Genomic DNA, 24,631 nt, shown 5'->3' with positions numbered 1-24,631 from the left:
AGTTTTAAATACCTTTAATAAAGACAGTATTATATTTTTGTATATTTTCATCAAACCACTCAATAATCTGGCTAATCATCTGAGAGAGGTTAACTTTGTATTCGGCAAATTTTATAACCATATCTTGTCGCCAATCTTCATCGAAAATGAATTGAAAATCATACAAAACGGTTTTTAACTGGTGGAAATACTCTGCTTGTTCAAGTTTATTATTCAACTTTTGCAATACTAGTCTGATATGAGACCAATGTTGTTTACTCACTTCGGTTGTTCCCCAATGACCAAAGTTCTGATAATTAGGTAGATGATAAAAAAATACACCTTCAATAAAACTAAATGCACTTTCAGCTAAATATTTTGACGTTTTACTTCTACATTCATCTTTAAAAGTGGGTAAAGCAAACTCAAAAGTAAGTCCACTCATCTCCTCTTGCCATGATTGCAAATTAAAATTTATCATAACCGGTTGTTATCTTTTGCAATGAAATAAACAACATTATATTAATGTAATTTCTTCAATATAACTATTAAATCAGATTGTTTATAAAAGTATGATCATTAATAAAAATAGTATTCATTAAATTTAGGTCATAATCAATATTTGAAAAAAACTTAATCGAAATTTCCTTGAAAATAATTTAAATGAGCTCATATTTTATAGGATTGGAAAAGATTTAGGATATAAAATAATGGCGTCAGAAGCTGGTGGATTCGCTGAAAAAATTGGACATCGATATGAAGCAAATTGGATAGCCTATCAATTACTTCTTTTACTTGAAGAAAAAGTCAATTGGGTGATTGTTGAACCTATTGGTGATGATGAAGTAGGTGTTGATGTCATAACCGAACTTAAGGATGGCACAAAACGATACTACCAATGTAAAATTGGTGCAGGTAATAGCGAATATTGGACTCTTTCTAAACTCAATGAGTATAATATTTTAAAAAATGCTCTATTCCAAATTCAACGTGATCAAAGCGAATACCACTTAATATCACCATTACCATGTAAAAAGATCAATGATCTTAGAATAAGTGCACTTAATAGCAATAATCCCAAGGATTTTTTAAAATACCAAATCAATGTCAGTCAAGAGCGGATCAAAGATTTTAATACTATTTGCCAATATTTGAATTTTAATGCTGCAGTTGAATCAGATTTACAACAGGCTATAAATTTTTTGCAAAAATTTCATATTATTGCTTATGATATAAATATTAAAACCATAGAAGAACTTGAGAGTAGAGCTGGTAATTTATTTACGGATGATCCTAGCAAACTTATCGCTTTTCTAAAAAACTATCCTGAAAATTTCAATAAATTACGACAAACAATAACCGCAACCGATTTATTAACTGATTTAAAAGACAATGGTTTTGAACCCAAAATTATTCCTGATGATGATAGAATATCAACGGTAATCACTTCTTTATCTGATGAATTTCAACAATCAATAGAACCTTTTCTTATTAGTGAGACATTAATTAAAAGAGGTGAATTAACTTCAGTTATTAACTCAATTGAAAGTCATGCCATTACTCTAATTTCAGCAGAAGCAGGCAGTGGAAAAAGTGTGCTACTGTTGGAATTACATAATTACTTAACGACAAACAAAATTATTTCAGTACCGATTCGATTAGATAGACGCCGTCCCGAAAATAATATTAATGAGTTTGGTAAGTCGCTAGGTTTTCCTTATTGTCCAATCGGAAGTTGCAGTAAATTTTCTTCACAAAAAAAAATCGTATTTATTCTTGATCAACTTGATGCCATAAGATGGACTGGCACTCATTCGAGTAATGCTTTAGAAATCTGTCGTAAAATGGTGGATCAAGTTCAAAGATTAAGAAAAGAAGGAAAAGATATTAGCATCGTTCTGGCGTCAAGGGACTTTGATTTAAATGAAGATATTGCTTTATCTAAATGGTTAGAAAGTGTCAAAGAGGATCGTTTTGACATCAAGTTAACACTTTTAGATGAAGATACTATTAAACCATTAATTTCCCCTTATGAAACTTTTAGTTCGCTTTCTGCACAAAAACAAGAGATATTAAAAATTCCTTTATGGTTGGGAATATATTTAGCAATAGCTCAACGCAACCAAAAAGCACCTCAGTTTAGTAGTAAATTAGAATTAATTAAGAATTTTTTGGAAGATAGATTAGATAACATTAATAAACTTGGTATCAATGAACAATCAGCTTCGGAATTTATCAATACGATAGTTTCATTGATGAGTGGTTCATCACAACTATCAATTTCAGAACATACACTTGATGCAAGTACAAAAAAACAACTTGATGCTTGCCTTTCAGTAGGACTACTTAGTAAACAAAATAATCGAATCAGCTTTCGCCATCAAGCGTTATTTGATTACCACGTCGGCCTTGCACTTTTTCAAGCTGGAATTCAATCACCTCAGACTTTATTGAATCACATTGGTAATTATGAAGAACAAACGTTAACCAAAAGAGAACATCTTAAATATACGTTAACTATGCTACTTGACCATAGCGAAAAAGCTTTTTGCAATTGTGCTGAGGCTATTTTATTCAATAACAATATTCGTTTCCATTTAAAAATTTTAGTTTTAAATACAATCAAAGAAATTAAACGTATCAAACAACCGATAAAATTACTTATTCACAAAATTCTTGAAACACCTGAACTAGTTGACAAATTTTTAAATATCACCTGTGTTTCGAATATTACTATTATTTCTTACTTATGTGAGCAAAGAATTATAGAAAATTGGCTCAAGAGTGATAATGAAAAGTTAATTAATCATGCTATCCAACTGCTTCGTTCCACTTCAACAGTTGAACCTGACTTAATTATTAATAATTTGACTGATTTTATTGGTAAGTCTGATTTATGGAATCAAAGAGTATACTCTACTCTTCCTTTGAGAGCTGCAGAAGACAGCGATGAATTATTCGAATTTAGAAAACAATTATTTAATTATGGTTATGTACCACATTATATTGACTGGAATATATTAATTAAAATAAAACCATTGCGTGCATTTTATTTCATCAAAATAGTAATGGAACATTATAAAAATATTGTACATAAAGATTCATGTTTACATGCCTCAAATAATATTAATAATGCAACAAATTTATATTATTGGGATAATGAGGATATTGAAGAAATAAAACAACTATCTCAATTCATACCCAACCTACTGATTGAATTGATTTTGAATTATCTAAGCAGTATTTTTAAATCAGATTGCGATAGTTCCACTGATGAGTGGCTGATTGATGATAGATATATGAACAATGGCTTTGCTAGTAGTTTTCGTAAAGGTCTAATTATCATACTTGAAAATTCCGGGAAACAACTTTACCAACAATCTGATACATTATTTGATATAATTTCTCCTTATATGAAAAAAGACAATAAGGTTATCGCTCACCTAATTGCAAAACTGCTATTAAATTTATCTCCAGAATACGCAGATCAAGTTATAAGTTGGTTATTAGAGTCTCCAAATGAACGTTTAACGTGTGGCAACGGATCGGAAGAACCGATCTGGTTACTCCCTGGTGAACTTATCAATAAGTTTTCGCCATTTTGTTGCAATGAATTATTTAAGCAGTTAGAGGAAAAAATTTATAACTTTCCTAAAACTAAATCGATAACTGAAATAGAAATACAACTTAAATATACTCGAAATGGAATATATTTAAGTTATTGGGGAGAGTTACAATATTTTCTATTACCGGCATTAGATAAGCATCGAATTTCTTTAGAATCAAAACAGTTAATAGGTGTTTTAAATCGTAAATTTAGTTCTTATACAAGCTCAGATTTTTGTGAAAATTATACGCCTATTGGCGGTGTTATAACATCGCCTTTACCTAAAAACCATAAACTCTCTAATAAAGCATGGCGAAAAATAGTTTTATCATCAAAAATTCCTCTAAAAATAAATAGGTTATTTCAAATAACTGATGATTTAGCCTCTGAAGCAAGTATTAGACAATTTAGCCGTAGTTTAATGGAAAGTGTAACAAAAGAACCCGACCGTTTTGCTCAATTTTCACTAACATTGCCTAGGAATATTGATCCCCAATATATCGATGCGATATTTGATGGTTTAGCTGTGAGTAATAACCAACAAAATAACAGTGATGAGAAAGAAACTTGCCCAATATCTTTGATTGAACAAGTGATTTTTCATTTTAATAGAACAGAATGTGAATATTCTTTAGTCCAATTAATTAAAAGTAGAGCTGAGCGTTATTCTAAACCAGTAATTGATTTATTAATAGATCTTGCTAAAAACTCTAGCAATCCAGAAGCCGGTAAATTGAGTGTTAGATCTATTAAGGACGAAGATTCTATAAATAACGCTAATGCCGATTCCTTAACAAGTAAAATGTTAAATTGTGTTCGAGGCATAGCATATCTGGCTATCTCAAAAATTTTTTGGCATAACCAAGAATTTGCTTTACAACACTTAGGCATAATTGACAACGCGATCAATGACAATCATCCCGCAGTTAATATTGCAGCCGTTTCTCTCTTAGCACCAATCCTCAATTATAATAATGATTATGCTCATCAAAAATTTATTGAATTATGTCATAAAGATCTGCGTATGACCTGTGCTAATGAAGCATATCGATTTTTCAATCAAGGTTTCGAAATAAAATACCAATCACAATATATTGATCTAGTAATAAAAATGGCCAATTCACACATAGATGAGGTTAAAGAATTAGCTGGAATACAAATTTATGCTCGCTGGTTTTTTAATGATTTATTCATACAACAGCAACAATATCTTTTACAAGATGCTATTTTGAAAAAAGGTTGTGTATCCATGTTATGTCAATTATTACGGCAAGATAATTATAATGATAAGATTCATAAAATTGAAAATATTTATCAAGTTTTATTGAATGATGATGATATAAACATATTAAAAAGGATCGGAGGCTGTATAAATTATGAAAACTATTGGAAAAAACCAAACATTGATAAACTATTTAACCTATTTATTTCATCAAAAGCAGCTATCTATTGCTTTGAAGATTTAGTTTATTATTTAAATAAAACACCTAAAAGTTTAATAAGTTTTGGGCAACCTATATTTAAATTACTTGAAACTTTCATACAACATCATGATAAAACTAACTTTTATGTTAATGAAGATCACTTAATAAATTTCCTACAAAGATTATATGATGAAGCGCTAGAAGATGAAGATTACAACACAATTAATACCTGTCTTGATATTTGGGATAGTTTATTAAAATCAGATATACCTTCGGTAAATAGTGCTATAGATAAATTAGATACTGGGCTACTTAATTAAACTAATAATAATGCTTAATAGAATTGTTGATTACAAAATCTAATCAAAAATCTTGAAAAAAATATAAAGATATCCATACCGTTATAAAATTATTTATTAACGGTAGACAAGATTTAGCAAAGCAAATGGTAATTAATATCTTGATTAGTTAGTTTATAGACAGATCATTTCATATAATTGCTCTTTTATTTGTTCATTCCCCTAATTAAATCAGCCATTCATAATTCATCCATTAATACTATTGGCAATTGATAATGAGTTTTGCTCATTAGATGGCAGAGATATGCCGTTTGTAGAATATGGCCAATTTTTAATGGTTGATTTTGTGTTAGTTTATTTAGCGTATGGCTTAGCGTGGTTAAACCAAGTGAATTACAGTGAAATTGTAACGCCTCGATTTTTTGTTTATCGCTACTAGATAATACTAGCCGACCAGAACTGGTTATTGCTTCAAGTAAGGTTAGGGTTGGTTTTATAATATATGTTGCAATGGGATCTTGTTGGTAAGCAATTTGCGCATTGAGCTTTTTCTTGTTTGATAATTTTAGTTTTTCAAATAGATGATTGAATTTTTCCCAAAATTTAAGGGTATTATTTTCAATAAATAAACTTTCGTTATCAAAATCCAAATATAGTAAATTAATCTGCTTGGTTTGCGACTCTTGATAAAAAAGCGCAAAAGGCTCTAGATCTAAATTATTGTCATTTTTTATGCATTTTACCAAGACAGTTAAAGGTTTATGTTCTGTTTTTAAAAAACAATTTAATATTCTAATACGCTGCTCATCTATACCATCCCAAAATAGTCTCAATTGTAGTTGATTGTTTTTATTATCTTTAATACACCAAACTAGGCATTGTCTAATTTCATCTAATGCTGGTGTTTGTGAATTGGTGATATGAATAGCCAATATATTGTCAAACAGAGAATCATTTACATCATTTTTTTGCAGATAATCGGACAACTCTGACCAATCATGAAAACCATTATTGGTGCGAAACACTTGATAATTCTGATCACTCCAACCGGTCTTTTTTATGGTTACATTAGAACCCAAAGCAGATAAATTATTACCATCAGCTAGGCGTGGATTATGCAAGGTAAACCCTCTTTTCATCAGCATATTTGGCATTGATTGCCATAGAGAGACAGTTTGCCAGATCGCTTCGCGATAGAAATTGATATCGGCATCGTTGGGTCTAGCTATTGTTGTTTGGTAATACTGATTATCCTCAGGTTGCCAAAAGTAGAATGTGGCACCTTGAGCACCGGTTTTGCTTTGCCACCAATAACCACCTAGTGGCAATAAATCTAACGTTTGATTTTTGGTTTGATATTGGCGTTTTTGATTACCGCGCATATCTGTAAGCTGTTGACCATGGCTATTTAATAGTATTTGCAAATGCGCGGTTAAACGGGCTAAAAGTAATAAAATATCTTGTTCTTCAATAGAAAAATGTCGATTAACTTGTAATTCAATTAACTGACAAATTTGCCTAAGCATAGCGGCTAACATAGGTAACCCTTGTGCTCTGGCGGACATATTAAGTAGCTGTAGCTGGTTAGATTGACTTTTGCTAACATGAGATAAACCATGTTCTATCAATGAGTTAATCTGTGACTGCACCTGTTTAATCAAGAGAATTTCATCATCACTAAGCTGATTTTGCTGATTATTTTGCTGATGTTCGGTAATAATCTGATCTGGCCATTGCCAACTTTTTTGATTCTGTTGAAATAGATAAGCAATAACCGCTAAATGTACTGCCTGTTTTTGCTTATCTGGTAATTCAGAAATGATACCAGCAAAGCCCGTACCCGCTGTATAGATAATTGGTGTGGTACTGAGTGGAACTTGAATACGAAGTTGAACGCCCTGCTTTTGCACGCTGACCGCATCGTTTTGTAACCAATCAAATAAAAGTTGATAGGCTAATCTTATATTGGCCTTACCCACTGTTTTAAATAATTGGCTACTATCAATTGTTAATAGTTCGGCTAAAGGATCACTATAGTGGTTAGATGATTCAATTGGCTGATTAGATGTGTCACTATTTGCTTTAGCAGCAACTTGATCAATAACGGGATTTTCTTGTAACCATAACACTGCAGCGATTATGTGTTTACAATGTTCACTGGCTGGACAGCTACAGTTAGCCGTTTGGATGCCTTGTGGTGTCAGTTTGACTTGTTGGCTATCAACCTCGAATAACAGATGTGATTGCTGGTGTTCGATTAATTTGACTTTATTGGCTTGAATATCTTTAAGTGCACGTCGAATGACGCCAACATTAGCATAGACAGCTAAAGCATCTTGATCGTAATTTAAGTAGATTTGCGACCAACTCATTTCATCACCTCAGCAAGCCAAGTAGCAAAATGTTCGGGTGTTAAAGCCGCAATTTGCATCCCTCGATTAGCCAGTTGTTGGGATACTTGCAGATCATAAACCGGAGTTGCATCGTAATCTAAAGCGGCTAAGCCAAGCATTTTAACGCGATTAGCGTTGAGGCGCGCAACGGTGTTATAAAGATTGGTTAAGCTCACCCCTTCATAAAAATCACTAACAATAACCATAATTGTACGCGATGGATTAGTTATTTTTTGTTCCGCATAATTTAATGCATAGCCAATGTTGGTACCACCACCGAGTTGTACTGTCATGAGTATTTCAACTGGATCGCTCGCTAAATGGGTTAAATCCACCACTTGAGTATCAAAAACCAATAAATGTAAGTTAACAGCCGGTAACTGAGTAATAATACTGGCACAAATAGCCGAGTAGAAAATGGAGGTATCCATTGAACCACTTTGATCAACACATAAAATGATATCCCAAGGAAATTGGCGAGTAGCGCGAGAGTTAAAGATGGCTTTTTCAATAATGATTCGTTGTTTATCCTGATCAAAATGTTTTAAATTAGCTTTAATGGTTGCTCGCCAATCAAAATTTTGATTGCTTTTAATTGATGAACGTCGAAATCGATTTTTTTTTCCAGTCAACGCATTAATAAAATTGGTCTTAATTTTTTGCAGAATTTCATCCACTACTTTTTTGATAAGCGCTTTTACCTCTTCTTGCACACTGTTATTGAGCTTACCACGTAAGTTCATTAATAGTCTCACTGAATTGAAATTGGGTTGTAACTCTTTTACGGCATTAGGATCGTTTAGAATACCTTCGAGCTGATATCGTTCAATTGCTTGGTTTTGCATTCGTTCAAAGGTACTTTTAGGAAATAATTTGCGTGTCTGTCTTAACCAATTTACAGTGTTGTAAACCGAGTTATCTTTTCCTCCATATTTTGATTTTGAAGCGTTTTCGTCCTTAGTTAATAAACCTCGAGAGCGATATTCATTTTGATAGAGATAATTTAAGGCTTGATCAATTTGCCGATCATAGGGATTTAAATCATTATTGGGATTGAGATGTTCATCTGCGTATTGACCTAAAATTAAACGCCAACGCTTAATTTGTTCGTCTGGTTTGCTATCTTCTTTGGTTTGTTTATCGTTATTCATGCCAATACCTAGTGTTTGAACCAATCGGTGAGTTGTTGCTGTTTTATATGTTCGCTAATTGACAATTCCAGCGAGAGTGCTTTTTGTAGCTGAGTTTCACTAAATTGATATTGTTGAAGATGCAAATCAGCATCAGTAATATGATATTTTTTGGCAATTTTTTCTGCCAAAGAGGCATTTTGATTTGGATTTAATTGGCTAAAAGCTAAACGCAAATCAGGTAAGATTTTGATAAACTGCTCTGCTGACCAATCTATCAGTAATTTATCTAAACTGTCTAATAGGATAGATGAATGGATAACCAATTCTGGCGCACATGACATAATGCCAATAAAATAGTTAATAGTTTGTTCATTTTGCGCAGTTAAACTAAAATTGATATTGATATTTTCTTCCAATTGTTGTTGACTAAAATAGGAATCCAAATAGCTAATACTATCAATTGCCCCTCGGATTAATGAGACCTCATTTAACTCAGATTGTAAACGATGCAGATTCTGGTAAAAATCTTGTTTAAGTTGTTTAATATCAAGTTGATCTGGCAAATAGTTTAATAAGTCTCTAAACGAAAGTAATATTTGCAAATTTTGCTGTTGATGCTCAATTTCTGGTTGTTTTAATTTATTTAATAGAAAAAAGCCTTGTTGAACAATTTTATTTAATAAAGTAAGTAATGTCGATGTCGCTTTAAGTTGTAAAAAAGTTTGCCCTTGCCACAAGTAAACCATACGATGGCCACAATGAATGAGCGAATCCAATTCACCTTCACTTAGAATAAAATCAGCTAGATTATCAAGTATATGGTTAAAATAATCATCTAGCCCCATTAACGCCGCTTGTGTCAACTGCTCAACCGCCAGAAAACTTGCTGACTCCATGTTATTTTCTATAAATTGTTTGGCGTCCATTTGCATTTTACTTATGGCAATGTGTTCCAGCTTAGTTCCCTGTTGTGATAACTCAATCAATCTCGCTTCCACCATTGGTGTCCAAGCATAACGCCAATCTTCAAACATCACATTTAAACGTTGACCATGAATGTAATCAGGACCATCAACTCGACTAGCAAAACCGACCTTTAAAAAAGTCATCAAGTGTAAAAAACGACTACGTTGTCGATGATCAGGTTTACGATAAATATCGATATGAGTGAGTTTTTGATTGGTATCATCCAATTTGAAACGATATTTTTTTAAAGTTAAATAGACATCATTAACCAGTGGTGGTTGTGCTATTCCGATTGGCACTTCGCCCAATAAATTGCCTGATAGACAATCTCGAATTGTTAACCAAAACTCACTACGCGCATTGTCAATGCTCTCTTTAATAAAGCAAGATTGAATGGCATCGAGTAAATCATATCGTCCTGGTCCATTATGTCCGCGCAAATCAGCAAGTAATATGGCTTGTTCTATGGCTGATTTTAACGGCACAAATCCTGTTAAATTATTATAGTTTGATTGTTGGCGTAATTTATCGGCAATTTCTGACAGTAAAGTTAAAGTTTGCCTTTGGCGATTTTCTCGCCCCGTTTGCTCTTCATTAGCACTCTTATCATAATCCAACATCGATTGCCACGTTGTTTGATAATACGCAGGTGAAGGCATACCGGATGCATAACCATTTAAGGCATCAAGGCGATCAAAACTGTAACGAATTAACCATGTCTGATCTTTATCACCATTTTTTTGTTGACGATTAAATTGTGTCATGTCAGCTTTTTTCGGTAATATCAGCCGATTTTTCCATAATCCTTCAACTAACGCTAAGGTGTGAAAGCCTCCTGTTACCACAACAATTTTGGCTTTAGGATTAGATTTTTTTATCTCACCAATTGCAGATAACATATACTGTTCACGTTGTGCCGATCCCTCAGCGGCTAGCGACTCTTGGCTATAATCGAGCCTTGACATGGCGCACCAAATAAATGTATCAGCAAAAAACGTTTGCCAATCAGCAATTTCCTCATAATCTTTTAATTCAAACAGATGCTCCCAGACTTCGTCATGATCTCGGCAGTGCAGTTTTTGCATTAAACATTGAATATATTGACTATGTTTGAGATAAGTTTCAGAAAGTAGCGAGCGATCTTGCTCTAAATCGATACTTAGATCCGTTTGTAAACTCCATGGTAAATCAATAAATTGTATAATGGCCTGCTGCTTTTTGGCCATCTGCATTGCTAACCACTCTGGTGAGTAATGACAAAATGGATAAAATGCTGAGTAGGTTATTGATTCAGGTGTTAAATCATCGGTATCATCTTCTGTTATGTCTAATAAAGTGGTTGGTTGAAAGGAGCTTATTTCGGTTTGGCATAGCACAGCAATAGGTGGCTTAGTGTCACAATGTAACAGTTGATCGATGATAGTAGCAAAACTTGATGGCGCTTCGATCAATATGTGTGTTGGCTGGACTTCTTCAATTAAGTGTTTTAGTGCATAGCTACAGGCAGGGCTATGATGACGCACTGGCGCAAAGTAGATATGCTGTAACTGTAGCGCTTTGAGACTTTGTAATGCTTTTGATAACCTTTCCGGTAATAATGAATGGCTGATTGTCATAGCAATTAGTTATTTCCAAAAAGTTTTTGATACTTGATAAAAACTACGCCAGATATCTGACTTTTTAGCCCGCTCTCGTACCACATTATCCATATAAAACTGGATTCTTTTAATATCATCCGCATTGTCTTTCAAAACAACGCCAATCAACTGTTTGGCAATCTGTTCACCTGTTAATGTCCCATTACCAAGATAATGGGCATCTAATGCTGATGCATAGGCAATATTTACCGCTTCGGCGGTGGACATTACTGCATCGGGTGTTTTTAATTTGGCACCTCCCGACGTTTGCCCCTGTCTAAGCTCTTGAAATGTCGTCACCAGTAGTTCGATAACGTCAATAGGTACAGTGATTTGTGATTTTAAATCACCTAATTCTTGACTAAGTTGCCGTTGGATTAATTCAATTTCAAAATCTTTATCGGTTATAGGATTAACCGTTTCGAAATTAAAACGTCTCTTTAACGCGGCTGACATTTCGTGCACACCACGATCTTGTAAGTTTGCTGTACCAATAATATTAAATCCGGGCTTAGCTTTGATAACACTGTTAGACCCCATTTCAGGGATCATCATTTGTTTTTCAGACATAATTGAAACCAGCATATCTTGAATTTCTGGTTGGCAACGGGTTATCTCTTCAAAACGAACAATTTTACCTTGTAGCATACCTTGATAAACTGGCGAGCCAATTAAAGCGCGTTCAGTGGGTCCTTCAGCAAGTAATAGTGCATAATTCCACGAATAACGAATATGATCTTCATTAGTACCAGCAGTACCTTGAATGGTTAGATTTGAATCACCACTTATCGCTGCTGCTAATAATTCTGATAACATGGATTTTGCTGTACCGGGTTGCCCCACTAGCATTAAACCTTGTTTTCCTAATAGTGATACAATAGCACGGTCAACTAATGGGTCATCACCAAAAAATTTTCGGCTAATTCCCAAAGATTCGTTACCTAAAATAAATTGACGAACTGATTTAGGAGATAAAAGCCAACCTTGTGGTTTATTATTTTCTTTATCGACTTTGCTTAATGTTGCCAATTCTTGCTCATAACGCTCTTCCGCTGTTAAGCGAATTGCTTGTTTCTGATTTACCATTCTAATTTTTCCTTCCAATTTGGCTCAAATCCGCTTGACGCATTAGCGACAGCTATATAATCAGCATAACCTTCTGCAAGTAACACTTGCGGTAATTTATCGAGAGCAATGGCTTTATCGGTATAACGTGAATTTTCAGTGAAATAAACTGTATAGAGCACTGCTGGAATATTTTCTTCGGGTACAAAACTACCACTAAACTCAATATTGATATAAATTCCAATACTTGCAAAGTATTTATGATAACCTTCAAACCACCCCGCATCTTCTATAACATCTCGTTTATAACCTAATTTAGTTAATATACCGCGTATAGTAAAACTATCTGTCATCCAGCCTAAGTGGTCATCAATTACCCCATTTTTCATTTTACTAATATCCGGTAATTTATGGGTAAATTGTTCAACCAACTGATTTATTTTGTAATCTTTAATATGCGATTGCCATTGCGCAATATCAGTATTTGACATTAATGCACAATGAGCGAGTGTAATAAAGTGATTGGATCCTAAAACGATTTCATTATCTTGATTGTTAATTAAACTACCATCTTCCGTTGGTCTAAAACTATTTACTATTTGACCATCATTATCTAATTCCAACCAAACTAAACGTTGAATAAGCCGTCCTACAATAGGATGGGATTGCAAATATTTTTGCCAATCTTCTATGCTCCATTGACGCTGAGTACACATTGCTTCATAAAAACGACTAACTTGCATATCAAGTAATTGGCTAAGCTCTTTTTTACTGTTTTTAAACTGATTTTTTGCTTCCTTAACTAGATCTGCATCTTCGGTTTTACGAGCTTCAGGTAAAGCTTTTATTTTAACACCATCAGCATTTTTTAATTGCCATTTAAATTTATCATCCAAACTAGCAATAAAAGTACGCTCACCATAATCAAGGATTAATTGCCCATCATCATCTAAACCGGCCGTTGATATCGTACGGTCGGCTAATTGATCGGTAGTCCAACTATTACGCTGGGCTATATTTTCTACTAATAATCGCGCCTTTTCTTGAATTGATGTAGTTCGATAACGACGTGCTAAGGATAGTAGAAGTTGAATAATCAATGGATCATCACTGTTTCCCAACGCTTCAAGTAAAGCTTCAATTTGTGCACGACGTCGATAATGATCTTTCATATAACTGGCTAATAGTGCAACAGCTACACGTCCATCAACATTACTGGATAAAGCTAATATCCCTTTTACTTTAATCGCTGAGCCATAGTAGGTTGATAGCGTTTCATTTTTGATTTCTTCAAAAACTTGTTCATAAGTAATATTTGCATAATTAGCATAATACTCCGGATATCGCTTGTAATACCCTTTATATTCCTGAAAACGTTGAGGAGCTAATAAATTTGCCTTAACCTCAGCCTCTTCTATGGTAGCTGTTCGGGTATCTTGTTTGATAAAACTTTGCAAAATAAATTCGCCCAATTTTTGTTGGCTTGATTGACTAAGCAAACGAGAATAAATGGTTAACAGGGAATTAGAGGGATCTTTTAATTTAACCGCTAACCATACCCACCATTCAATAATTTGAGAATTAACTTCATCACCATTTTGCCAAGCCAGAGATGGCATTAAGTCAAAATTAAACCAATCAAGTTCTGCTGGCTTTTTACCTTTTAAACCTTTTTGGGCATCGGCCAATAACTTCTTCGACGTTAAATATTGACTGATGTCTTCACCTATTTTTTGTAGGGCAATTAAGATTGCGGCTTGTACAGCTTCACGTTTTTCTTTTTTCAGGGCTACATGTAAAGCTTCAATAGAAGATGTTTGTCCTAAGTCAGCCAACCAGTTAGCTGCAGCGATACGGACATTCTGTTTTGCGGACGATAAAGATGGTTCAATTTGATTATGTATATTAGGGATCAGTTTTAAGGCATCTTGGGCAACATAGCAAATCGATTTGCTTCCCTCTAAAGCTAATTCACATAAATAGGTAACATATTTGGCTGGAATAATAGGGAAAAATTGTAATGTTTTAATGGCGCTAGTTACATCAACACTATACCAGTCGGCGTTATTTCTTTTATCGCGATTATGGGAATTATACCAGTCATTAGATAGAGGGGTAAAACCAAATGCTTCATCAAGCAAAAATTCATTTTCGGCAAAAAAAGCCCAAAGTTTATGAGGTTCATCTATATAAAGATCGTGATAGGTGTCATTATGTAAAAATAGTTCAGCAACAGTATATTTGACATTCTCATTGCTTTCAATCTTGACTATGACATCAACAATTTGTCTAAGGTCAAGTTTTTTCATAAAGTCGTATTTTTTGTATATTCTTTCAAGAAAGTAACTAGCGTCCAAGCTATAAGAGTTACTTTTACCGTCCAAGTTATATTGGAATCGATATTTTAATCGATATATTCGAAAAAGGTGAAACAAAGTAAATTCGGGTAAACTTTGTAACCTATTTTTAGTAAGTAAAAATTTGAAATTTGTATCCCTATCAAAATGTGTACGAAGTGTTGAATATTCGATTTTGCCATTCAGATAAGCAACAATATCATCCAAAAAATGCGATTTAATTTTCTTTAATGATTTATAATTTTTTTGATAATAATCCTGATTAGTTCTGTTTTTTTTGTTTTCCTCTAACTCATTCTGCATTAATTTTTCATACTTAATAATATATTCTTCAATATTTTGCAGTAAAATATCGCGAGCATTTATTGGTAACTCAGTATCAGTAAAGGGTTGAAAATCAGGAATAACTAAATTTGTTTGCTGTTTGACGCTGTTAGCGCTTTCGAGTCGTGATAGAGCGCTTTCGATTGCGGTAATCACCTTTTTATTGTTTTCGTTAGCTAAAGCTTGTTGTAAAATTGTTGGTTCAGAAATTATTCGAGAAAGCAATATTGTTGCATTAGCACGCTCTTTAGCCGAGCCTGAAGTTAAAAAGTATTGTAATTGTGGTTGAACCAGCTCCAATGGTAAATTTAGTAGTATTTTTGTAGCTAATCGACTCACCTGCTTGGAAGTATTTAACGCTTGGATTGTAATAAAATCAGCCAATTGCAACTGAAGTTCTGGATATCGTTGAATGTATTTAAGTTGTTCTATTTGTCCCAAAAGTGCTAAACCGAGTGAGGGAAGTTGCTTAAATAATTCAATCCGTTCTTGAATATAACTCAATAATCCATTCAATCGAGTGAAATATTGAAAGAATTGACAACCATCGACAGCTATATTTTGACGGTCAAAAATCACAAACAGCAACTTTTCGCCTAATCCTGCTTGTTCAATTTCAAGAAATTGATGTAATTGTTGGATTGACCAATTTTCACGTTCCTCAATTTTATCTTTGTTTTCGCTATAAGATGGTAACGTGGTAATCAGTCCATCATATAACAGATAGATTAACCATGATGGAATTTGCTCGCTTACATGTTTAATAAAATGTAAATGGTCAAATAAAGTGGCTAAAACTCGGGCATATCGAATGATTTGTTCTGGTGTATAAGTATCTGTCCAAGACTTATAAAAATTATTGCGTGCTTTTAACAACCAATGAATTCCGTAATTAATACTAGAATAATTATAACGTGAACAATGAAACTCAGCTGGTCTTTCTAATAATTCATAAAGTTTAACTGCATTGTTAGATATTTGACATAATTTATCAAAATCGACTAACACATCAAGTTCATAACCATGCAAGATATATTCTATGATTCGCGTTGGCAAAGTTTTATCCAGTTGACTTAATGGTTTAAAGATAGTATTGATTAACTGTTTAGAACCATTTGAGCTTATTGATAATTGTTCAGTTGTTTTCATATTCCTTTGTTCTCCCATTAAGATTTAAATCTGGGATATCCATTTTTAATTGGGCTTCATAGCGATTTGTTATTTTCAAAAAGTTTTTTATACTTGTTAATAACTATGCTATTTATCAGATTTTCTGGCACGCTTAGGTACCATATTATCTGTATAAAATTAGATTTATTTAATATCATTCGTATTATCTAGCAAAACAACAAGATATAGGCTTGACCAATTAGTATTAAAAATTGTTTTTCTAATAGTGAGATAATTGCACTTTCAACTGACGAAACCTCACCAAAAAATTTACAACTTATATTTCGTTATTTAAAATAAATTGACCAGCTGATTTTGGTGATAACTACCCATCTTAGCGCTTATTTTTATCATCATCGGTTTTGCTTAATATTGCTAGTTATTAGCTCTAACACTCTTATACAATTAATCATATTGCTTGTTTCTGATTTACCATCGCTTTTATTCTTTCGTTCTGAATCAAATTTCGAATTTGCATGATGCATTTGCGACAGCCATATAATCAGCAAAACTTTCGGCTAATAACACCGCTGGGATGTCGTTAGCATCAATTTTGGGTTTGGTATAGATCCTTTTTTGACGAAAAGAGAGATAATAACGCTCTACTAAACTATTTTCTTGAGAAATATAACGCCCACTAAATTGAATGATAGTATACAAATTAAGGTTACTATAGTATTTACAATAACAATCTAAGCATTCACTATCTTCAAAATATTCATGTTTATAACCTCTTTTAGTAAGGACATTGCGAATGGTAAACGCATCCGTTAACCAACCTGTATAATTATTCACTATGCCATCATCAATCCATTGGCTCTTTGGTAAAGGGTTAGCAAATTGGGCAAACAATGGCGTAACTTTATAGTCTTTAAGATGTACTTGCCACTGGTTTATATGACTGGCTGGTAACAACACATTATGAGCTAGAGTGATATAGTGATTTTGATTCAAAGTGATCTCTTCATCGTGTAAATTAATCAAACTACCATCTTCAGTTGGCCTAAAGCTGTTGCAAATCTTGCCTTGTTCATCAATTGCTAACCATACTAATCTTTGCACCAACCGCCCGACAATTGGATGGGCAAATAGATATTGTTGCCAATTACTTACTTGCCAACGGCGCTGGGTGCACATGGCTTCATATAAGCGTTCAGTTTGGATTGAAACAATTTGTGTGAGTTCTTTTTTACTACGTGAAAACTGTTTTTTCACTTCTTTGATCACGGTTGGATCTTCATCTTTACGCGCTTCTGGTAAGGTTTTTATAATGTTACCTTCCAAATTTTTTAATTGCCATTTAAAGTTATCATCAATACTGGCCGTAAAAGTTCTTGCACCATAATCAAGCATAAGTATGCCAGAATCATCCAGCCCAGCAGTTAGAACAGTACGTTCAGTAAGATCGTCTGTTGTCCATTTTTTCTGCTCAGCAATTTGGTTTATTAAAGATTTTGCTTTTTCTTGAATAGTTTTTTTGGGATTCGAGTAAGCAATGGTTAATAAAAATTGTATTATGATGAAATCATCATTAACAGCGATCGCTTCTAACATTGCTTCAATTTGCTCTCGTCTAGTGTAATGATTTTTCATATATGCTTTTATTATCGATACGGCTACATGACCTTCAATTCCACCTATTAGAGCTAATAAACCTTTCGATTTAATTGCTGAACCAATTAAACGAGTTAGCACCTCTTTTTCGATACGCTCAATAACTTGCTGGAGAGTGATATTTTGATATTCGGGGTAAAAGTCAGGATGATTCTTATAACTATTTAAATAGGACTGTAGTCGAGCTGATGCGGTTAATTTGGCCTCATTTTCTGCTTCTATTAAGGTCGGGGTTAAAGTATCTTGTTGGATAAAACTTTGCAATATAAATAAACCAAGCTGTTTTTGGCTTTTATCACTTAATAGACGAATATAAATAGTTAATAAAGGATTGGCCGGCTCTTTTAGTTTTACAGCTAACCACATCCACCAAATGATAATTTTACGATCAACCTGCTCACCATTTTGCCATGTTAAAGCAGGGATAGTGTCATTAACTAACCATTCAATACCCGCTGGTTTTTTACTTTTTGAACCTTTGTTTGCATCATCAAGTAATCGAGATGGTGTTAAATATTGGCCAATATTTTCACCTAAACTTTCCAGCGCGGATAATAGTGCTGCTTGTACCACTTCTTGTTTTTCTTGATTTAAAGCGGTATTTAAAGCTGCAATCGAAGATTTATTGCCTAATGTTACCAATAAGTTAGCTGCTAAAATGCGCTGTTTATATTTATTGGAAGTTAATACGTTTTCAACTTGACGATGTATACAAGGCGATTTACTTAGTGCTTGTTGGGCCAATGAGCGAAGTATTTTGGTATCACCTAATGCTAACTCTAATAAATAAATATTATATTTAACTGGAAGTTTTGGAAAAAAAGTTAAGATTTTTAGTCCACGCTTTTTATCAAAAGTATAATTACTATTTTGTGGCTCAAGGCTGGGGATTAATCCTAATGCTTCATCAAGATAGATAAGGTTTTCAGCAAAAAAAGGCCAAACACAATTTGCGTCACTCTCAAATGTTAGATCATAATAATAATTCATCAAATATGCTGCGGCAACAATACGTTTGACATCTGGCATATCGGATATGTTAGTTAACACCTGAGCGATCAAGCGTAAATCGGTACATGGCAATATTTCATGTTTTAAAAAACTTAAAGCTAAACAGTACGATTCAATGTTTGTATAAGTAATTTTTTCTGCGCGTAATAAGTGATACAGATTAAATTCAGTAAATGCTTGCAAACGCCCTTTATGTAAAATAATTTCATTAGTTAGCTGATTTTTAATATCAGATTGCATTAACTGCCCTTTACCGTTTAGATAATGAAAAATCATATCTAAATCATTGTCAGTAAAAGTAGTTAATTGTTCGTAACGTTCCTGCTCATTCCTTTCTAGGTTATGATATCCTTGATTATCGAGTTTTTCTAGTTGTGCTCTGTTTTGCGATTGTATTAACAACTCTTGATAATTTTGGTGCAATATATCGCGCGCTTTAACAGGTAAATCAACTTCAGTAATTGGCATAAAAGGAGGAATGATAATTTCATCCTCTTCCTGCTTAACTAACTTATCATCTTTAATAGAAAATAAAGCACTTTCGATACTTTTAACCACTATTTTATTCGTTTCTTCAGTTAGTATTTTTTCAAATATTTCTTTATCAACAGACAATTTAACTAATAGCGCAATTTTTTGACAACGTTGCTTTGGTGTGCCTTGTGCGAATGAAGAAATTAACTGATTTTGCGCACTTTCCTTAGAAATACTAAGCAATAGCGTTGTCGCTAACTCTCTTATTTTTTTGATGCTACTAGTGGATTGTTTGACTAACAAATCAACTACTCGTTCTTTAAGATCGTTATGACTAGCAATATATTGCAATTGTTGTAATTGACCAATTGTGGATAATTCTTGATCTGGTAAAGATTTAAACCTTTCTAAATCGTTAGTTATATATAATTTCAACCCTCTAATGGCAAAAACAGTATTAAAATAACGGTAGTGATATTCTGGTACATGTTGCCGCTCAAAAAAAGCAAACATAAGTTGATCTCCCAACCCTTTCTGCTCAATTTCGAGTAATTGATGTAATTGCTCAATGGACCAATTATCACGCTCAGCCATATTTTGCTCAGCATCGAAATTGCGGTTTAAAAAAGTAGTGACCAAACCGTCAATAAACAGATATAAAAACCACAAAGGCAGTTTGGGAGTGATAACACTACTACTTGTTTTCTCATAAAAAGACCGTCTTTGAGGCGTATCCGGAATATAAGCTGCTGCTAAAATTTTACCAAACCTGATGAGCTGTTCTGGTGAATATTGACTCGTCCATAATTGATAAAATTTAGCTCGTACTTTTTGCTGTGGTTCATTACTTTCATCTAAAAAACCAACAGAACCTGGCATACCAAGCAAATTATAAACCCGGTTATCATATTTATAAGTTTTTGATAATACTTTTAACTCATCAAGAACCACGACATCTTTGCCATATAAAATATAATGACAAATCCGTTCAGATATTGATTGTTCTAATTTATTTAAACCCGCAAAGCAATCAAGAATAACCTGATCCATCAGGTTTTGGTCATGTTTTACCATATTAATTTATCTTTCCAATTAGGGTCAAAACCACTACAAGCTTTTGCCACCGCCATATAATCAGCATAACCTTCGGCTAATAACACCTTAGGTAGTTTATCGAGTGCAATTGCTCTATCTTTGAATCCCTTTTTATTACTGAAATAAAGGTTATAAAGTACTGCTGGAATATTTTCTTCAGGCAGCATACTACCACTGAATTCAATATTGATATAAATACCTAAACTGCCAAAGTATTTATGGTAACCATAAAAACATCCGCTATCTTCAGTAGCATCACGCTCATAACTCAATTTGGTTAAAATACCACGAATGGTAAAACTGTCCGTTAACCAACCTAAACGATCATCAATAACGCCATCGTTAAATTTGCTTATCTCTAGAAATGCATGACTAAACTGATCAAACAATGGGGTTATTTTGTAATCTTCAAGATGCGCTTGCCACTGAACTATATCATCACTCGCTAGTAACGCCGAATGCGCAACGGAAATAAAGTGATTTTGATCAAGTAAGATTTCGTCATCTTGATTGGTTATTAAGCTACCATCTTCAGTAGGCCTGAAACTATTGACGATCTGACCGTTATTATCCAATTGTAACCACACTAAACGTTGAATTAATCGCCCCACAATCGGATGTGGTTGCAGATATTTCTGCCAATCTTCCACTCGCCATTGACGCTGGGCACACATGGCTTCGTAAAAACGGCTTATTTGCATAGTGAGTAATTGATTAAGTTCTTTTTTACTGTTGCTGAACTGTTTTTTGGCCTCTTTGACGAGTTCAGGGTTTTCGTTTTTACGTGCTTCAGGTAATGCTTTGATCTTTTCTCCATCAGCATTCTTTAATTGCCACTTAAATTTATCATCTAAACTAGCAATAAAGGTACGCTCACCGTAATCAAGAATTAACAAGCCATTATAATCTAACCCTGCCGTTGATATGGTGCGATCGGCCAATTCATCAGTTGTCCAGCCTGAGCGCTCAGCAATACTTTCTACTAAACATCTGGCTCTTTCTTGAATGGATGCCGTACGATAGCGACGCGCTAAAGATAATAATAGTTGAATGACCATAGGATCATCACTGTTTGCCAATGGTTCAAGCATCGCTTCAATTTGTGCTCGACGTTGATAATGATTTTTCATAAATGAACGTAAGAGAGATACAGCAACGTTGCCTTCAATACCACAAGTTAAAGCTAACATTCCTTTTGCTTTAATGGCTGAACCAAGATAAGTTGCTAAAGTTTCATTTTTAATTTCTTCAAAAACATGCTCATAAGTAATATTTTTACCGTTAGAATAAAATTCTGGATAGCGCTGATAATTTAAAATACGTAGTTGCAAGCGTTTGTCAGCTTCTGCACTGGCTTTGGCTTCAGCTTCTTCCAGTGTTGGTGTTCGGGTATCTTGATTGATGAAACTTTGTAAAATAAATTCGCCTAATTGTCGCTGACTTTGGGTGCTTAACAATCGATTATAAACGGTTAACAGTAGATTAGCCGGATCTCTTAATTTGACCGCTAAGCAGATCCACCACTGAATAATTTGTGGCTCAACAATCTTACCATTTTGCCAAGTTAACGTCGGTATTAAGTTAAAATCAAACCAATCAAAATCGGTTGGTATTTTACCTTTTAAACCGTTTTGGGCATCAGCCAATAACTTTTTCGGCGTTAAGTGCTGACTAATATCTTCACCAATTTTTTCCAGTGCGATCAATATTGCTGCTTGTACTGTTTCGCGTTTCTCTTTTTTTAGCGCAGCATTTAGTGCTTTAATCGAACTTGTTTGTCCTAACTCAGCCAACCAATTAGCAGCAATAATACGTACCTCTTGTTTTGTAGAAGATAGGGCTTGTTCAATTTGACTATGTATATTGGGGATCCGCTTTAAGGCATTTTGCGCCGCATAACGTATCTGCTTAATTTCGCCTAAAGCTAATTCAAGTAGGTAAGCAACATATTTAGTGGGAATAGTTGGAAATAGCTGTAATATTTTTATGGCATTAACTCTATCAATACGGACATAACAATCCTGAACTATTTGTATAGGTGCAAACCCCAAAGCTTCATCAATTAAAAACTCATTTTCAGCAAAAAAAGCCCACAATTTATGAGGTTCATTTTCATGAATATCATGAAAAACATCACTGCTTAAAAACGGTAGAGCAACAGTATATTCAACATCTGGAATGATATTCACTTTTATCAACACATCAGCTATTTGTCTAAGATCGGCATTTTTAACCAAGTCATAGTTTTCGTATAGTTTTGAAAATAAATTAGAGATACTTATATAATCAGTTAATTGTCTTATTCGAACTAAGTGAAATAACGTAATTTCAGGCAAATTTGATAATCGATTTTTAGTTAGTAAAAATCGAAAATCAATCTTTTCATCGATTTCTTTGAATAATGTTGAGCGATCGATTTTACCATTCACATAATCAAATATACTATCAAGGGATTTTGGTGTCAGCGCTTTCAATTCTTTATAACGGCTTTGATGATAATCCCTTGATCTATTTTTTTCTTTGTTTTCCTCTAGTTCATTTTGCATCAATTTTTTACATTCAATAAGGTACTCGTCAAAACTTTGTTGTAAAACATCACGAGTAGTCATAGGCAATGGCGTATCACTAAATGGTTCAAATTCTGGAATAACTAAATCAGCTTGCTGTTTGGCCGTGTTGGCACTTTCTAATCTCGATAAAGCACTTTCAATAGCAGTAATAACTGTTTTATTGGTTTCGCTAGCTAAAGCTTGTTGTAAAATTGTCGGTTCAGAAATGATTCGAGAGAGTAATATTGTGGCATTAGCTCGTTGCTTAACCGAACCTGAAGTTAAAAAGTGCTGTAATTGTGGTTGAGCCAACTCCAATGGTAAGCTAAATAGTATTTCTGTGGCTAATTGACTCACCTGTTTTGAAGTATTTAATGACTGCATTGCCAGAAAATCGACCAATTGTAACTGAAGTTCTGGATATCGTTGAATGTATTTAAGTTGTTCCACTTGTCCCAAAAGCGCCAAATCGAGTGCGGGGAGTTGTTTAAATAATTCAATTCGTTCTTGAATATAGGTAAATAATCCTTTTAATCGGGTAAAATTATGAAATAAACCAACACGATTAACAGGAATATTTTGACGGTCAAAAATGGCAAACAGTAATTTTTCGCCTAAACCGGCTTGTTCACATTCAAGTAATTGATGTAATTGTTGTATTGACCATTTTTCACGCTCAATAATTTCATTCTCGTTTCCATTAGGACCTGGTAACGAGGTAATTAGTGCATCATATAAAAGATAGATAAACCATGATGGTAATTGTTCGTTTATAAGTTTAATAAAACTTAAATGATCAAATAATGTGGCAAAAACTCGGGCAAATCGAATTATCTGTTCTGGTGTATAAATATCTGTCCAAGACTTATACACATCAATGCGAGCTTGAAATGATGGATGGAATTCCTCATTAATATAGTTATAATAACGTGGACGATAAATACCTGAGGGTCTTTGCAATAATTCATAAAGAGCATTTGCATTATTAGGTATTTGACATAATTTCTCTAAATCGACTAATACATCAATTCCATTACCATGCAAGATATATTGTGTTATCCGTGTTGGTAAAGATTTATCTTGATTACTTAATGGTTTAAAGATAGCGGTAATTAATTTTTCGGATGAGAGAGTTTTAGTTGATAATTGTTTTATTTCTTTCATATTCCTTTATTTTCCTATTAAGGATAAAATCTTAGCTATCCTTATGTTATTTTAGCATATTTGCAACTTTCCAGGGCTAATTATTCTAATTCAATTTTGTCATTTGTATAAATATAGAACGCTGCAAATCAACCTAAATCACTCCAAAAAGCTAGATAAGTTTATTGGATGTTAGTAAATAAAATGGCGACAAGTTAGATCCTCATCTTTTTTATCATCATTTCGTTTTATTTAATAAATTTATTTAGTAACTTTATTCCAATGAATTAAATACTTATTGGGCTCAATACATTTCTGTTAGCAAAAAAAATACAACATCCTTAACAGACAAAATGATAAATAAGTATCACTGTTTTTTAGATACAATCTT

At 33.5% G+C, this 24,631-nt stretch carries 9 protein-coding genes; 1 reads left to right on the top strand and 8 read right to left on the bottom strand.

Going from position 1 to position 24,631, the window contains the following annotated elements; all coding sequences use genetic code 11:
- Positions 1–4 precede the first annotated feature (4 nt).
- Positions 5–460, bottom strand: coding sequence for a hypothetical protein (locus DKK79_RS05190; RefSeq protein WP_110423127.1), 456 nt, complete (start codon positions 458–460; stop codon positions 5–7).
- Positions 461–689: 229 nt separating this feature from the next.
- Between DKK79_RS05190 and DKK79_RS05185 the strand changes: the two genes are divergently transcribed.
- Entirely contained in the window at positions 690–5,330 is a 4,641-nt protein-coding gene (locus DKK79_RS05185; protein WP_110423126.1) for a hypothetical protein, read from the top strand.
- A 218-nt stretch (positions 5,331–5,548) separates the two neighbouring features.
- On the opposite strand, the gene DKK79_RS05180 is transcribed toward DKK79_RS05185, so the two are convergent.
- From DKK79_RS05180 to DKK79_RS05150, 7 genes are all read right to left on the bottom strand, one after another.
- A complete protein-coding gene (locus DKK79_RS05180; RefSeq protein WP_110423125.1) occupies positions 5,549–7,681 on the bottom strand; it encodes an SWIM zinc finger family protein in 2,133 nt (710 codons plus the stop codon).
- Positions 7,678–8,853 (bottom strand): VWA domain-containing protein, encoded by a 1,176-nt coding sequence (locus DKK79_RS05175; RefSeq protein WP_110423124.1) that lies wholly within the window; start codon positions 8,851–8,853, stop codon positions 7,678–7,680. Before DKK79_RS05175 ends, DKK79_RS05180 begins: the two co-directional genes overlap by 4 nt.
- Positions 8,854–8,861: 8 nt before the next feature.
- The gene (locus tag DKK79_RS05170; protein ID WP_110423123.1) at positions 8,862–11,417 is read right to left on the bottom strand and encodes a DUF5682 family protein; all 2,556 of its coding nucleotides are present in this window, start codon (positions 11,415–11,417) and stop codon (positions 8,862–8,864) included.
- Between the two features lie 9 nt (positions 11,418–11,426).
- On the bottom strand, positions 11,427–12,524 hold the full coding sequence (locus DKK79_RS05165) for an ATP-binding protein (RefSeq protein ID WP_110423122.1): 1,098 nt from the start codon (positions 12,522–12,524) through the stop codon (positions 11,427–11,429).
- Entirely contained in the window at positions 12,518–16,333 is a 3,816-nt protein-coding gene (locus tag DKK79_RS05160; RefSeq protein WP_181415232.1) for a DUF4132 domain-containing protein, read from the bottom strand. Before DKK79_RS05160 ends, DKK79_RS05165 begins: the two co-directional genes overlap by 7 nt.
- A 480-nt stretch (positions 16,334–16,813) precedes the next feature.
- The gene (locus DKK79_RS05155; RefSeq protein WP_110423120.1) at positions 16,814–20,527 is read right to left on the bottom strand and encodes a DUF4132 domain-containing protein; all 3,714 of its coding nucleotides are present in this window, start codon (positions 20,525–20,527) and stop codon (positions 16,814–16,816) included.
- The gene (locus tag DKK79_RS05150) at positions 20,521–24,261 is read right to left on the bottom strand and encodes a DUF4132 domain-containing protein (RefSeq protein WP_110423119.1); all 3,741 of its coding nucleotides are present in this window, start codon (positions 24,259–24,261) and stop codon (positions 20,521–20,523) included. Before DKK79_RS05150 ends, DKK79_RS05155 begins: the two co-directional genes overlap by 7 nt.
- Between the last annotated feature and the right edge of the window lie 370 nt (positions 24,262–24,631).

Origin of the sequence: Gilliamella apicola, from assembly GCF_003202915.1 — a bacterium.
GTDB lineage: Bacteria > Pseudomonadota > Gammaproteobacteria > Enterobacterales > Orbaceae > Gilliamella > Gilliamella apicola_Q.
Note: the sequence above shows the minus strand (reverse complement) of the source record. Positions and strands in the feature narration are given on the sequence as shown.

What these genes read in the sequence shown, in the direction of transcription:
- DKK79_RS05155 (WP_110423120.1), bottom strand. Translation starts at nt 20,527, where the DNA reads ATGGTAAAACATGACCAAAACCTGATGGATCAGGTTATTCTTGATTGC.
- DKK79_RS05175 (WP_110423124.1), bottom strand. Translation starts at nt 8,853, where the DNA reads ATGAATAACGATAAACAAACCAAAGAAGATAGCAAACCAGACGAACAA.
- DKK79_RS05190 (WP_110423127.1), bottom strand. Translation starts at nt 460, where the DNA reads ATGATAAATTTTAATTTGCAATCATGGCAAGAGGAGATGAGTGGACTT.
- DKK79_RS05165 (WP_110423122.1), bottom strand. Translation starts at nt 12,524, where the DNA reads ATGGTAAATCAGAAACAAGCAATTCGCTTAACAGCGGAAGAGCGTTAT.
- DKK79_RS05160 (WP_181415232.1), bottom strand. Translation starts at nt 16,333, where the DNA reads ATGAAAACAACTGAACAATTATCAATAAGCTCAAATGGTTCTAAACAG.
- DKK79_RS05185 (WP_110423126.1), top strand. Translation starts at nt 690, where the DNA reads ATGGCGTCAGAAGCTGGTGGATTCGCTGAAAAAATTGGACATCGATAT.
- DKK79_RS05180 (WP_110423125.1), bottom strand. Translation starts at nt 7,681, where the DNA reads ATGAGTTGGTCGCAAATCTACTTAAATTACGATCAAGATGCTTTAGCT.
- DKK79_RS05170 (WP_110423123.1), bottom strand. Translation starts at nt 11,417, where the DNA reads ATGACAATCAGCCATTCATTATTACCGGAAAGGTTATCAAAAGCATTA.
- DKK79_RS05150 (WP_110423119.1), bottom strand. Translation starts at nt 24,261, where the DNA reads ATGAAAGAAATAAAACAATTATCAACTAAAACTCTCTCATCCGAAAAA.